General features: G+C 60.6%; 12 protein-coding genes and 1 pseudogene. 11 read left to right on the forward strand and 2 right to left on the reverse strand.

Annotation, left to right across the window (positions count from 1 at the left end):
• Nucleotides 1–930: hybrid sensor histidine kinase/response regulator (locus VIM98_RS16075; protein ID WP_331994121.1), on the forward strand; the 930-nt coding region annotated here is incomplete at its 5' end.
• Nucleotides 931–943: 13 nt separating this feature from the next.
• Here the strand turns inward: VIM98_RS16075 and VIM98_RS16080 are convergent.
• A complete protein-coding gene (locus VIM98_RS16080; protein WP_331994122.1) occupies nucleotides 944–1,621 on the reverse strand; it encodes a response regulator transcription factor in 678 nt (225 codons plus the stop codon).
• Between the two features lie 304 nt (nucleotides 1,622–1,925).
• Here VIM98_RS16080 and VIM98_RS16085 point away from each other — a divergent pair, with 304 nt between their 5' ends.
• The 10 genes and pseudogenes from VIM98_RS16085 to VIM98_RS20685 form a co-directional block, all read left to right on the forward strand.
• A complete protein-coding gene (locus tag VIM98_RS16085; RefSeq protein WP_331994123.1) occupies nucleotides 1,926–3,986 on the forward strand; it encodes a type VI secretion system Vgr family protein in 2,061 nt (686 codons plus the stop codon).
• A gap of 28 nt (nucleotides 3,987–4,014) precedes the next feature.
• Nucleotides 4,015–4,878 (forward strand): ImpA family type VI secretion system protein, encoded by an 864-nt coding sequence (locus VIM98_RS16090; RefSeq protein WP_331994124.1) that lies wholly within the window; start codon nucleotides 4,015–4,017, stop codon nucleotides 4,876–4,878.
• A complete protein-coding gene (gene tssB, locus VIM98_RS16095) occupies nucleotides 4,875–5,402 on the forward strand; it encodes a type VI secretion system contractile sheath small subunit (RefSeq protein ID WP_331994125.1) in 528 nt (175 codons plus the stop codon). The genes VIM98_RS16090 and tssB overlap by 4 nt, the downstream gene beginning before the upstream one ends.
• A 20-nt stretch (nucleotides 5,403–5,422) precedes the next feature.
• The gene (gene tssC / locus VIM98_RS16100) at nucleotides 5,423–6,916 is read left to right on the forward strand and encodes a type VI secretion system contractile sheath large subunit (RefSeq protein ID WP_414650232.1); all 1,494 of its coding nucleotides are present in this window, start codon (nucleotides 5,423–5,425) and stop codon (nucleotides 6,914–6,916) included.
• A gap of 25 nt (nucleotides 6,917–6,941) precedes the next feature.
• The gene (locus VIM98_RS16105) at nucleotides 6,942–7,463 is read left to right on the forward strand and encodes a type VI secretion system tube protein Hcp (RefSeq protein WP_331994127.1); all 522 of its coding nucleotides are present in this window, start codon (nucleotides 6,942–6,944) and stop codon (nucleotides 7,461–7,463) included.
• Between the two features lie 49 nt (nucleotides 7,464–7,512).
• Nucleotides 7,513–7,968, forward strand: a complete 456-nt coding sequence (locus tag VIM98_RS16110; protein ID WP_331994128.1) for a type VI secretion system baseplate subunit TssE — start codon at nucleotides 7,513–7,515, stop codon at nucleotides 7,966–7,968.
• Nucleotides 7,965–9,740, forward strand: a complete 1,776-nt coding sequence (tssF, locus tag VIM98_RS16115; protein ID WP_331994129.1) for a type VI secretion system baseplate subunit TssF — start codon at nucleotides 7,965–7,967, stop codon at nucleotides 9,738–9,740. Before VIM98_RS16110 ends, tssF begins: the two co-directional genes overlap by 4 nt.
• Nucleotides 9,737–10,687 carry a type VI secretion system baseplate subunit TssG gene (locus VIM98_RS16120; RefSeq protein WP_331994130.1) on the forward strand — a complete coding sequence of 317 codons (951 nt, stop codon included), beginning with the start codon at nucleotides 9,737–9,739 and terminating at the stop codon, nucleotides 10,685–10,687. Before tssF ends, VIM98_RS16120 begins: the two co-directional genes overlap by 4 nt.
• Nucleotides 10,688–10,691: 4 nt before the next feature.
• Nucleotides 10,692–12,842 carry a DUF2169 family type VI secretion system accessory protein gene (locus tag VIM98_RS16125; protein ID WP_331994131.1) on the forward strand — a complete coding sequence of 717 codons (2,151 nt, stop codon included), beginning with the start codon at nucleotides 10,692–10,694 and terminating at the stop codon, nucleotides 12,840–12,842.
• Nucleotides 12,821–12,973 (forward strand): annotated as a pseudogene (locus tag VIM98_RS20685) (hypothetical protein); the annotation flags it as partial. The gene VIM98_RS16125 and the pseudogene VIM98_RS20685, both read left to right, overlap by 22 nt.
• On the opposite strand, the gene VIM98_RS16130 reads toward VIM98_RS20685, so the two are convergent.
• Entirely contained in the window at nucleotides 12,899–13,084 is a 186-nt protein-coding gene (locus tag VIM98_RS16130; RefSeq protein ID WP_331994132.1) for a hypothetical protein, read from the reverse strand. The pseudogene VIM98_RS20685 and the gene VIM98_RS16130 overlap by 75 nt on opposite strands.
• Nucleotides 13,085–13,086 lie beyond the last annotated feature (2 nt).

Here is a 13,086-nt window from a genome sequence, read left to right on the forward strand (position 1 = left end):
CTCGACACGTCGCGCCTCGATGCGGGAAGCTATCAGCCGGACGTGGGCTTGTTCGCGCTCGCCGATATCTTCGATTCGCTGCGCGCACAATTCGCCGTGCTGGCCGAGCAGCGTGGACTGCGCCTTCGTGTCGTGCCAACGCAACTGGCTGTGCGCAGCGATCCGCAACTGCTGCGCCGCATTGTGCAAAACTTCGTTTCCAATGCATTGCGCTACACAGAGAGCGGCGGCGTATTACTCGGCGCGCGTCGCGTCGGCGATCAGGTCCGCATCGATGTCTGCGATACCGGTCCGGGGATTGCCGGCGAGCAGCAGGCGCGCATCTTCGGAGAATTCCAGCGCCTCGAACGACCGTCGCCATGGGGCGAGAAAGGCCTTGGCCTTGGCCTGTCGATCTGCGAACGCATCGCTGGCATCCTCGGTCATCGCTTATCGTTAGCCTCGCGGCTCGGGCATGGCAGCCGGTTCTCGGTCATGCTGCCGCGTTCACAGACCTCCGTCGCTCGACGGCGCACCGTGAGGCAGGTGGTCTCACTCGAGGAGCTGCCACTGACGGTACTGTGCCTGGACAACGATGTCTCGATCCTGGAAGGCATGCGCGCGCTACTGCAGCGCTGGGGCGTGGACTGCCGTACGGCGGTCGATGTGTCGCAAGCGCTCAACGAACTGCGCAAAGGTGCGATCGACCTGATCCTGGCCGACTATCACCTGACCGACGACATGGATGGCCTGCAGGCCATTGCGCACCTGCGCGATCAGATCGTACCGTTTCCGCCCGTCGCATTGATTACCGCGGACGGCAGCAGCGAGCTCAAGCAGCAGACACGTGCCCTGGGCTATCCCCTGCTGCACAAGCCGATTCGCCCGGCAGCCCTGCGCGCCCTGCTCGGCGCCTTGTTACGAAAGCGCGACGTGGCTGCACAAGCCTGACGCGGTAAGCCGCTCAGCTGTCCGATTCTTCGGGAATCGGTGGCATGGCCGTGTTGTCGACCGCCAGATGCCCGGCCGCTAACGCGACCTGGGTGCGGTTGTTCACGCCGAGCTTGCGCATGATCGCGGTCATGTGCGCCTTTACCGTAGCCTCGGAGACACCCAGGTCGTACGCGATCTGCTTATTGAGCAGACCTTCGGCGATCATGGTCAGTACCCGAAACTGCTGCGGTGTAAGCGACGCAATGCGTGCCGCGACATCGGCCTCAGCAGGCTTGAGTACGGCCTCGCCGCCTCCCATCAGGCGATGGGGCAGCCACACGTCACCGTCGAGAACACAGCCGATCGCCGTGATGATGTCCTCGCCCGAGGTCGACTTGGGGATATACGCCGAAGCGCCGTGCGCAATGGCCCGGCGAGCTACCTGGGCCTCTTCATGGCCGGAAACCACGATGGTCGGCAGGCCCGGGTACTGGCCCCGGATATGCGCCAGCGCCGAGTAGCCCCGCGCGCCAGGCATGTGCAGGTCCAACAGCAGCAATTCAGCCTCGGAGTAACGCTCGATCAGCTCCAGCAGGCTCGGCACATTGTCGGCGCTATGAACTTGGGCACGGGGAATGGCGGCACGCACGGCGCGCTCCAGCGCGTCGCGAAACAAGGGGTGATCGTCAGCGATTAAGACATCGGACATGGCGCCATTTATACCTCACCGAATGGTCCGATGATGCCTATCGGGGAAAAACTTTAGTCGTGGATGCCGTGGCGAGCGCCAGGCAGTCGAGCGAAAACCGAATAGGGCCCACGTCGGAGCTATACAGTCCTTCCTCCTGTCGCCGAGACGCCGAGGGCCAGGGCACGCTATCGCTGTGAATTCACCGTAAGCCCCTCCCTACAAAATGTCCGGAAACATTTGACAGCAAGGCGAGGCCTTTGCCGCGAGAATCTACTCATGCGTTAGACACATAGTCTGACTGCAGACAGATTGGATGGCATTTATGTACTACCTCAATCTAGAAACGAAAGGCCATGCCTGTGCGCTGACAGTGCTCGATTGCACCTATACGTTCTCGCTCATGTCGCCGGGATCCGTCGTAGCCCACGTCGTCGCGTCGGGAAGCTGTTTCGACAGCCTCGCCTTGCCGGGAACGCCCATGTCGTTGACCCTTCGCGATACCGCCGGCTTTCGTCGCGATTTGCACGGTATCCTCGTGACATGCAACGAGGCGGGCTGGCGACATGGCAAACCGGTCTATCGGCTGGAGCTATCGAGCTGGTGGAGCTTGCTGCGCCTTACGCGACGTTGCCGCATCTTCCAGGACATGAGCATCCCGGACATCGTCCAAGCCGCGATGAAAGATTGCCCTTCGGCGCAGATCCGCCTCGAACTCTCGGGCACCTACGAGCGGCACGTCTACCGCGTTCAGTACCGCGAAACCGATTACGACTTCTGTCATCGCCTGCTCGAAGAAGCAGGCATTTACTACCGTATCGACCACGAGTCCGATACACATACCATCGTCTTCTGCGATAGCGAGCAGTTTCCCCCACTGAAGGATGAGCAGAGCGTCGTACGGTATCGGCCGGACGACGAAGAAGGCCGCATCCTGCGTCCAGGGATTCAAGTGCTGGATCGCAAACGTAGCCTGGTGCCCCAACAGACGCTGGTCAACGACTACGACTATCACAACCCGGTCGCGAAACTGCAGGCAAGCCATGGCGAAGGCGACCGGGGTAGCTGGTATATCGATACATCCGGTCATACGACACCCGAGCAAGGCGCGGCACGCGCGCGCCTGCGTCAAGAGGCTGTCACAGGGCAGGCCAGCGTCGCCAAAGGCCGCGCGAACCTCCCAACGCTCGACGCGGGGAGAAGCTTCCAGTTACAGGGCCATCCCGACTCGGATCGGGATCGCATCTATAACCTCATTGCCGTCGAGGCCTTCTTCACTGCGGATGGACCGGACAGCACGGGTAGCGGATTCACGATGCGATGCCAATTCGAGGCCTTGGACGAAGCCGTCGCGTTCAAGCCGCCTTGTACTACCGCAAAGCCGCAGGCACCCAGTCTGCAGGGCGCTGTCGTGGTCGGCCCACCTGGTGTCGAGGTCCACACGGATGCACTGGCGCGTGTACGCGTGCGCTTCCATTGGGATAACGAACACGATACCGAGGAAGACGCTTCCTGTTGGATGCGCGTAGCACAACAGTGGGCGGGCAAAGGCTGGGGAAGCCTGATGCTGCCACGCGTAGGTCAGGAAGTATTGGTGGGCTTCGTTGAAGGCGATATCGACCGACCTATCGTCACCGCAACGGTCTACAACGCCGAAAACCCACCTCCTTTCGACCTACCCGCACAAGCCAGCCAGAGCGGGTTTGTCTCCCGATCGTTGGCCGATGGACAGCCTTCGGAAGCGAGCTCGATTATTTTCGACGATGCGCGTGGCGAAGAATTGTTGAAGCTCCACGCCGAACGGGACATGACAACCAGCGTTGAACAAAATCAGTCATTGACCGTAGGCAAGGACCGACAAACAGACGTCGGCCGCGATATGAAAACCAACGTAGAGCAGAACCAATCGCTGACGATCGGCAAGGATCGTCAATTGAACGTAGGGCGGAGCATGACCACCAACGTGCCGAAGCTCACTCGCACGGTGGACAAAAAGCTGACACGTACAGCAAGCAGCACATCCTGGACAGGAACGTCATTTTCCATCAATGAGCTCAGTACCAATTTTACGGGTGTCGGTTCGTCGGTAAGGGGCGTAGGAGCTTCGATAACCGGTGTTTCAAGCTCGATAACCGGCGTCAGTACCTCAATAACCGGCCAGAACATGTCGATCGTTACATCATCGATTGGCATGACCGGCAGCTCCGTCTCGGTCACCGGGTCCAGCATGTCTGCCACCGGGTCGTCGCAATCCGTGACCGGCTTTTCACGGAGCATGACGGGCATGAGTCACGGCACGACAGGCGTGGATCTCAAAAAAGCCGGCACCAAGTCATCGTCGGCCGGCATGGAGAGCAAAACGCGCGGCATGCAGAGCAAGAACTAGCGATAGCGAATAATCGAAAGGATTCCCCGTGTCCAAGGATCAGGCCATCAGCGTCATTGAGCATGACGAGCGTTACGTAGCCATCGAAGATACATTCGATGCCCTCGACTCGCTGGACCCGGACGCCGATACCAGACATCAACGACTTACCTGGCCAGCCATCGTTGCCGCTGCGGCGCAGCTTCTAACTGAAAGGCCAGACTTGCGCGTAGCGTTATGGTCGATGCGCGCGCTGGTCGAAACAGCGGGTCTGGATGGCTTGGCAAAAGGCCTCGAATGCATCGCCACGCTAGTGGCGAACCGGGCGGACAGCATGCGAGTCGATGCCGAAGAGTCGGATAGTCCGGCACTGGCATTGGCGTGGCTCGGCCTGCCTGAAGCGACACACCGGATCGGCAAGCTGGAGCTTGACGCGATACAACTCGATATATCGAGTGCTGCTCTGCGCGACGACGCGCAGCGAGCCATCCAGCCCCTCAGCGCCCATGACCTGCTCCGAATCGGTCAGTCGATTGAGGCGTTGGACGCGATTGAGCGCGCAGTAAACGCCATCGATCCGGACTTTCAGTTAGATACCGGCGCGACACAGCGGCTACTTCATGCGGCGTCGCGACCGGCGTCGCCCCACATACCTGCAAGCAAGGACGAACGCTACGAAGAACATGCGCCTATTCAACACAGCCATATAGATCGCGCTGCGGTAGCGTGCCGGATCGATGAACTCATCGAATGGTTTCGGCGAAACGAGCCGGGGCATCCGGCATCACTGTTGCTCGGCCGGGTGCGCCGCAGCATGAGCATGGACTTTCTACAGCTCGTCGAAGAACTCATACCCCATGCCAGCGACGGCCTGGGAACCATCTTCGGCAACCATCGGGATGCACAAGGATGAAGGAAAGCAGCCAGAAATATCTCGCGCGTAATAACGCCCCACGCGTACAGATCGAATATGACGTGGAGATCTACGGGTCACAAAAGCGAGTCAACCTCCCCTTCGTTACAGGTGTATTGGCCGATCTGTCGGGCGACCGCGACGAACCGTTGCCTTCGCTCGAGGAGCGCGGCTTCTCGCAGGTGGATATCGATAATTTCGATCAATACATGGCGGGCATTGCCCCAAGGATTCGGGTTACCGTAGACGACACCCTTGCCGGCGACGGTCAGAGCACGGCGGTCGATCTTAGCTTTCAGTCCATGGACGACTTCTCTCCGGGAGCCTTGGCAAGGCGTATTCCCTCCCTCGCCCGGTTGCTGCAAGCACGCGAGCAGTTGACACAACTGGTGACCTACATGGACGGCAAAGTCCAGGCCGAGGAGGCTATTCGAGCGCTGCTCGAGAACCCGGGTCAGCTGCGTCGACTTGCTTCGGATATCGACGCGCTGTCGGACGAAGATCAGACGGAGCGTGGCCAATGAGCGAACCCATGTTTCAACCGATATCGGCAGCGCAGAACGGTACGGCTCCGCTTTGCCTGGAAGAGGAGAAAAGCCTCGATGGCCTCCTCTCCCGCACCTTCCGTCCCCGTACCGACGAAGCTACGTTGGCCGTACAGCGTGCGGTGCGCACCCTTGCCGAGTTTGCCGGCGACGGATCCCCGCGCGTGGGTACCGATACCATCCAGACTGTGCAGCTGATGATTGCCGAGATCGACGCGCTGCTGTCACAGCAGTTGAACCAAGTGCTCCATCATCCCCGCTTTCAGCAACTCGAGCGAACATGGCGAGGCCTGCACTATCTCGTTTCGCATACCGAGGCGGACGAAACGATGAAAGTGCGTGTCATGAATATCTCGCGTGCCGAACTCGGCCAGTCATTGCGCCGCTACCGTGGCGCGGCCTGGGATCAAAGCCCGCTCTTCAAAAAAATCTACGAGCACGAGTTCGGCCAGTTCGGCGGCGAACCGTTCGGTTGCCTCGTGGCAGATTTCGAGTTCGACCATAGTGCCAACGACGTTACGACATTGACGGAAATGGCAAAGATTGCCGCAGCGGCGCATTGCCCGATGATCGCTGCCGCCTCGCCAAGCGTCATGCAGATGAACGGCTGGGACGAGCTGGGGAATCCGCGCGATATCGGCAAGATCTTCGCGACTCCCGAATATGCGGCCTGGCGCAGATTGCGCCAATCGAGCGACTCACGCTATCTGGCGCTGACCATGCCGCGCTTCCTCGGTCGCCTGCCATACGGCGAGGCAACCATGCCGGTCGAAGATTTCGCTTTCGAAGAACGCGTAGATGGAACCGGCACCGATGACTTTTGCTGGCTCAATGCGTCTTATGCCATGGCGGTCAATATCAATCGGGCATTCCGCGATCACGGATGGTGTACGCGAATCCGCGGTATCGAATCGGGCGGTGCCGTGGAAGATCTACCCACGTATATCTTTCCTTCGGACCAAGGGGGCGTGGCAATGACATGTCCCACCGAGACGGCCATCTCCGATCGGCGCGAGCACGAGCTGTCGGATGCGGGTTTCATGCCGTTGGTCTACCGCAAGAACTCCGATTTTGCGGCATTCATCGGTGCGCGTACGCTGCATGAGCCAGCGATCTACGACAATCCGGATGCGACGGCCAATGCCGAGCTGTCCTCGCGTCTGCCGTACGTGTTTGCTTCCTGTCGATTCGCGCACTACCTCAAGTGCATCGTCAGGGACAAGGTCGGTTCGTTCAAGTCGCGGCAGGAGACCCAGACGTGGCTCAACGACTGGTTGATGAACTACGTCGATGGCGATCCGACTATTTCCAGCGAGTCCACCAAAGCTCGGCGCCCGCTTTCGGCCGCTGAAGTAAAAGTGGAAGAGATCGAGGGAAAGCCAGGCTACTACCGTGCGCAGTTCTTCCTGCGTCCCCATTACCAGCTCGAGGGCATGACCGTGTCCTTGCGCTTGGTATCGAAACTACCGTCACCGGTCGACGGTGGTCGCTAGCACCGCACATACAAGGAGTTAAGACGTGGCAGCACAAGTTGATTATTTTCTGCAGATCCAGGGAGTGGAAGGCGAATCGGCCGTGAAAGATCATGTGGGCTGGATCCAGCTCGCAGCTTGGCATTGGGCGGAGGAGAACGCAGGTACCTGGTCGCAAGGCGGCGGTGGCGGCGCAGGCAAGGTACAGATGAAGGATTTCGAGTTCCGTATGAGGACGAACAAGGCTTCGCCGAAATTGTTCAAGATGTGCGCCACCGGCGAGCACATCAAGAAGGCACAGCTTGTATGTCGCAAATCGGGCAATGGTCAGAAGCCGTTTCTCAAGGTCAGTTTCGAGGACGTGCTGGTTTCCTCTTACCGCACGATGGGTAACGTGGACTCCGACTTCGGCCGCAGCGATCCGGATAGCGATCATGTAGTGCCTACCGATGTCATTTGCCTGAACTTCGCCAAGATCGAGTTCGAATATATGGAGCAGAACCCCGATGGCTCCATGGGCGCACCGATCAAGGCGGGTTATGACCTCAAAGCCCACGAAGTCAGCTGAGTAACGCAGGAACCGATGCATGGACGGCGTTTCGCCAAGGAGTACAAATATGGCGAGGAATCACACTGGCTCTCGGGTTCCCAGGTTTCCGACCGAGCATCTGCGCGGTCTTGTAGCCAGGCCAGGACGTTGGCGGGACGCCATCCTCTGCGACATCGAAGCGCTACTCAACGACAGCATGCGATCGGGTCGTCTAGCTTGCGAAGGCAGGCCTCACCTGGCCGAAAGCGTCCTGAACCATGGTCTGCCTCCCATGGCATCGCTCTCGGCGCACTACGCGGGAGCATGGTCATGGGCCAATCAGCTCTACAGGATCTTGACGACGTTCGAACAGCGGCTGCTTCCGTCGACGATTCGCGTCGTTCCTGTTGTCGACGCACGCGATCGGAAGATCCGTGCCATTCAGTTCGATGTCGAAGGCGAGCTTATGCCACCGTGGCACGGCACACTGACCTTTCGCGTCGCGCTGGACAGCTCGCAAAGTAACGCGCAGGTCTGGACATGACCGAAGCGGCCTATTCGCACGATTTCCTCGCACGTTACGACGAAGAGCTGCGTTTTCTTCGTGAGGAAGGGCAGCGGTTTGCCGCAGCTCACCCTCAGGTAGCCGGTGAGCTGGGATTATCGACGCGCGGTGCCGTCGATCCTTTCATCGAACGTCTGCTCGAAGGCACGGCGTTCCTGACAACACGAGTACATCAGCGCCTCGAGCTAGAACAAGCTACATTTGCCGCGCAGATGCTATCGCGGCTGGCACCGCATTGGGATACACCTACGCCGTCCATGGCGCGGGTGGTGCTCGAACCTGACATGGCTTCTCCCCTGGTCCGTCAGGCGCCCATTCTCCCGCGCGGCGCGAAGCTCTGGTCACGCGTGGGCACTCATGCTGGCCGTGCGGTCACTTTCGTGAGCGGAAGCGATGTACGCCTCTGGCCGATCGAGGTCGAAAGCGCCGTGCACTCCAGCACGGCGCCACCCTGGCTGAGCCAGGACATGCAGCTGCCTGAAGGAGCCGTTTCCTTCCTGCATCTGCGTATAGGCATGCAGCAGCTTTCACCCGATCTCGCTGCGCAACTGTCGAACCTCCCATTGCACCTGGTGGGATCGACGGTAGCGGCGCATGAGCTGCTCGCAGCTTTGACGACCGGACATGTCGTTACGCTGGCATCGTCGATGGAAGGTGGCGGTGTCCATCGAACAAGGGAACCACCTCGAATTCCCGGTCTGGGCGACGAACACTTGCTCCCCTGCGCGCTGGGCGAGCTGCCGGGAACCCGCCTCCTTCGTGAGTACTTTGCCCACCCTCGCTTGTTCCTTGGCCTCGAAGTCCCGCTGCCAAAGGCGGCATGCATTGCGGCGGCGGGCGGCGTGCTCGAGATTGCCATAGCCCTGTCCGTCGCAACCTCCACCGCGACACGATCGATCACAGCATCGGACATGGCGCTATGTGTCGTGCCGGTGGTCAATCTCTATGCGCAGCATTGCCAACCGGTAGCGATCGATCCGTCCTGCAACGAGTATCCGCTGACGGTGGATCGCGTGCGCCCTCGCGCGCATGCCGTGCACCATCTGGCAAACGTCACCGTGGTCGATGCCGGTGGCGTATCGCACGCATGCCCCGCGGTGCATGGCATTCGGCCGGATGGCCGGTATGTGCATGCCGTTCGCCGTCGCGACGATGACCCGGGCATGGTGATGCTCAGCCTCGGCGTTCCGGCGGGCACGGCGGTACAAGAGCCGTTGCGCGTAGCCATGGTCGAAGCTGCAGTATGCGACCGTGACCTCGATCCGGCTCAATTGATGGAGGGCGTATTGGCACTCGATCGTGCATTGCCCACGCGATCGATCCGTTTTGCCGAGGCACCCTCCGTCATGCGTGCCGTGCCCGGAAAAAAACAAGCATGGAATGCGTTGTCGCTGCTTGCTGCCAACCCTCTTCGACTTCGAGACAGCAGCCAGTGCACAGCAGCAGTGCAGGCCTGGCTTTCCTGTTTAGCCAGTGAAGACGACCCCAGCGACATCCGGCGTATTCAAAGCCTCTCGTCGCTCGCCGTGTCATTCAGTTTCAAGCGCCGTCCAGGACCAGGTCCCCTGACATGGCTGCGCCGGGTTCATTTGGCGCTGGACGTGGATGAACGTTGCCACGCCGATGGCGGCGCGGTGCTGTTCGGTTATTTGGTGCGCCGCGCATTGGATGAGTACCTGGATATCAATGAAATCAGTGCGCTCACACTCCGCTTGAACGGTCGGCTGTCTATCGAGGAAGCTCGCGGATGAATGTTTGGACTCAGCCAGCAAACCTGTCGCCTCCGATGGCAGCCGGGCTGTTCCGCTGGCTGCGAAACATGGAAGCCGCCGGCGCGGATCTGCTGGACGACCGCGCGAGCGGCTTGCGTGCGCGTATCAAGCAACCGGCAATGCTATCTTTCGCACCGCGGGAAGTCGTCGCTGCGAAGCGTCGTGCCCTGCCTGACGGGGCCTGCCTCGAACTGACGGTTCGTCATTTCGGTTTGTTTGCTCCATACGGCCCATTGCCGATAAGCACAACCGAACTCGCTCTCGAGCAGCAGATCGGTGGCCCGGGGCCGGTGTTGGAGGACTTCGCCAGTCTTTTCACTACTCGACCGGCCATCTACTACTACCGCGCCTGGTCGCAACTTGCGCCAGTACCGAGCCACGAGCGAGCCGACGATCGTTTTGCCGCTCGCCTCGCGTCGGCCGCCGGTTTGAGCCCGCACTCACACGCGGTAGTCAAGCGTGCGCGGATGGCCTTTGGCGGTCTGTACCTGCGCACTTCGCGCAGCGCTCGCGACCTGGGCCGCCTGGTGACGGCGGTATCGGGCCGAGATACACGCGTGATCGCCAGCGTTCCAGGAGCGGTCGAAGCCTCCCATATCGACGCGACGCCACGTCTCGGCAGCGCCATGCTTGGCAAGCGCGGATTCGATGCCGAACACCGCATCCGTCTGGACGTCCATATCGATGACACGCGCGCGCTCCGGCAATGGTATGTCGGCAGTGAAGCGGCGGAAGAGCTGCGAATACTCGTGGACGACTATCTCGATGCGCGCAAGATATTCGAGGTGGATCTGACGACCCCGCGTTCCCCGGCAGCCGTTGCGCGCTTTGGACAGACAAGGTTGGGACGCGTCGGGTGGCTTCATCCAAGCGCCACGCTGTTGCGCAGGCGGCTGGGTTGTTTCGGCGGTGAGCGCCAGGAGTAAGTGGATGCGCTTGATTCGACCACAGCAGGCGATTGTGTTGCGCCAGGCGATCCAGATAGGTCATGAGGCTAGCCTCGGCTTGGCGGTGGCAGTGGGTTGGCATCTTGGCCGGCCACTGCAATTCGCGCACGAGCCAGCTATATGGGCCGCTTTGAATTCCTCGCCCATCAGCTACCGCGTGCTCGACACAGTCGAGCCGAAGCTACGGGCCGAGTGGTTGCTTGCCGGCCATGCGCCTGCGGCGAAAGGCGCGCGAGCGTTGTCCATGGAAGTGGCTGGACGACGCAAGCAAATGCTCGTGCGCGACGATGACGGGTTAGCTGTACCGCTTGACCATGTCATGGCCTATGGCGGCGAAACGTGCGCGGACAATCCCTTGGGGCAGGGCGCAAGCAATGGCCGGACGCGCTTGCTGCTTAGGTCGGCCGACGGCAAGTATGAGAAAGCGCCGCTGGCGGCGACCACTCCGGTGCCACCGACATTCGCCGGTCGGAAGCGTTATCTGCCTGGCCCGGAAGCCTTCGGTTCTGCCTATCTGGAAGAGGTTTATCCCGGGATTCCGGAAACCATGGACGCGGCGTACTGGCAGATGGCCGCGCCCGATCAATGGGCAGAGGGAACGCATTGGCCGATATCGACACACTATCGCCTGAGCGGCGTGAGTGGCGGCGATTTCGAGGGAAAAACGCCGGCGGTGACCGTGCAATTAGTCGCATGGTTACGTAACCGGGATCGGCCGACGTTGCTGGCGACGCAATGCCGGACGCTATGGTTCTTTCCGGATCAGGCCCTTGCAGTGGGGATATTTCACGCAAGGTTACCGATAGCTCATCTCACCGATTTGCCCATATCGACTTTGCTTGCGAGTGTTGCCTGGGCTGACGCGCCACGGCAAATCGAAGCGCTTGTCGATATAGCGCGGCGCCGCGACGCCGATGCCACGAGCCTTGCTCATCTGCTGGATGACGAGCTCATGCCTGCGGGAGCGAGCCTGGATGCGGTGACCGCCACAAAGGACCACCCAAAATCCCAGCGTTACAAGGCAGGTCCTATGGATGCTCAAAGCGTGCAGAAACACTACGCCGCCCTGCGCGATGCGATGGGGGCCGTGGCGGATGCACCTGCATTGCCGAAGATCGACGACAGCGCAGAGCCCGCATGGATAGACCGTCCAGCGTCGCAGTCGAGCCCATGGCCTGCCGGGCGGTACATACGCGGTACCGTGTTCGTCGATCGCGACTTCTCCGACCAGACGCTCGAGGACCGGCATTTCGAGAACGTCACCTTCCGAGGTTGTCGCCTGGGTACGGCTCGTGCTTCGAGCTTCGTGGACTGCCGATTCGTCGCGTGCCGATGGGAAGACGCGGATATCGATTCCACGCTTTGGCGCGACTGTCAGTTCGAAAACAGTTTATTGCGCTCGGTGCGTCTGCATCGACTGAAATGGAGCGGCGGTACGAACTGCCGTCTGATGATGGATCGCTGCGATCTGAGCGCTTCGGAGGTCAGCGACGTATTCATGGAGGCATCGGATTGGCGTTCCTGTCGAATGAATGGAACCACGCTACACGACGTGATTGTCATGCGTGGCGCAATGAGAGCGTGTCAATGGCGGGAGGTCCTGGTAGATACCTGCGTTTTCGAAAATCATCCCTGGGACGAGCTGACGTTGCATGCATGCCAGATCGGTCGCTCATCGTTCCTCGCCGCGCGATGGACACGGGTGACTGTGCGGGGCGGAGGCCTGTCCTGCCTGACATTCGACCCGAAAGCGGTGCTCCGCGAGGCTGTTTTTGAAGATGGCGAGCTCGATCGCATCGGTTGGCGTCACGTGCAACTGCCGTTCTCGCATTTCGTTCGATGTCGCCTGACCGATGTCTGCCTTATCGAAGCCAACATGGAAGACAGCCGGCTGTCGCATTGCGACGCGCCGGGCCTCATGGCTGCCGGCGCCGATCTGTCACGCTCGAGGCTCGATATCTGCAGCTTCGTACAGGCGACCCTGCAAGGTTGCCGCCTGACCGGCGCATATTTTGACGAGTGCGACTTGACCGGTGCCGACCTGTCCGGCTGCGGCAGTCTTCCATTGAAGCAATGCCTCACGGACGGTGCGCGCTTGTATCCCGTGGGGCCATGGACGGAGCGCGCCGCTTGAACGGTTACGGAGCAACAGGGAAGCGCCCCAAAGGCCCGCACTTCGTGGACCGGACCTTACGCGGAGAGCACTGGCTGCGCAGCGATCTTCGGCAGGCGCGATTCGAACGTTGTGTCATCGACGCATGCACGCTTCGTCAGTGCCGGCTTGAGGGTGCATGTTTCGTCGACTGTCAGGTCACTGACCTGGACATTTTCGAAAGCGCCTTGGATGCCGTCACGATCGAAGGCGGGGCCTGGCATGA

The organism is Dyella sp. (genome assembly GCF_036568765.1).
Lineage (GTDB): Bacteria > Pseudomonadota > Gammaproteobacteria > Xanthomonadales > Rhodanobacteraceae > GSA-30.

Bases quoted from the DNA above. Each gene is read 5' to 3' on its own strand.
- tssB (WP_331994125.1), top strand. From the start codon at position 4,875: ATGAAGGAAAGCAGCCAGAAATATCTCGCGCGTAATAACGCCCCACGC.
- VIM98_RS16120 (WP_331994130.1), top strand. From the start codon at position 9,737: ATGAATGTTTGGACTCAGCCAGCAAACCTGTCGCCTCCGATGGCAGCC.
- VIM98_RS16130 (WP_331994132.1), bottom strand. From the start codon at position 13,084: ATGCCAGGCCCCGCCTTCGATCGTGACGGCATCCAAGGCGCTTTCGAA.
- VIM98_RS16125 (WP_331994131.1), top strand. From the start codon at position 10,692: ATGCGCTTGATTCGACCACAGCAGGCGATTGTGTTGCGCCAGGCGATC.
- tssF (WP_331994129.1), top strand. From the start codon at position 7,965: ATGACCGAAGCGGCCTATTCGCACGATTTCCTCGCACGTTACGACGAA.
- VIM98_RS16110 (WP_331994128.1), top strand. From the start codon at position 7,513: ATGGCGAGGAATCACACTGGCTCTCGGGTTCCCAGGTTTCCGACCGAG.
- VIM98_RS16080 (WP_331994122.1), bottom strand. From the start codon at position 1,621: ATGTCCGATGTCTTAATCGCTGACGATCACCCCTTGTTTCGCGACGCG.
- VIM98_RS16085 (WP_331994123.1), top strand. From the start codon at position 1,926: ATGTACTACCTCAATCTAGAAACGAAAGGCCATGCCTGTGCGCTGACA.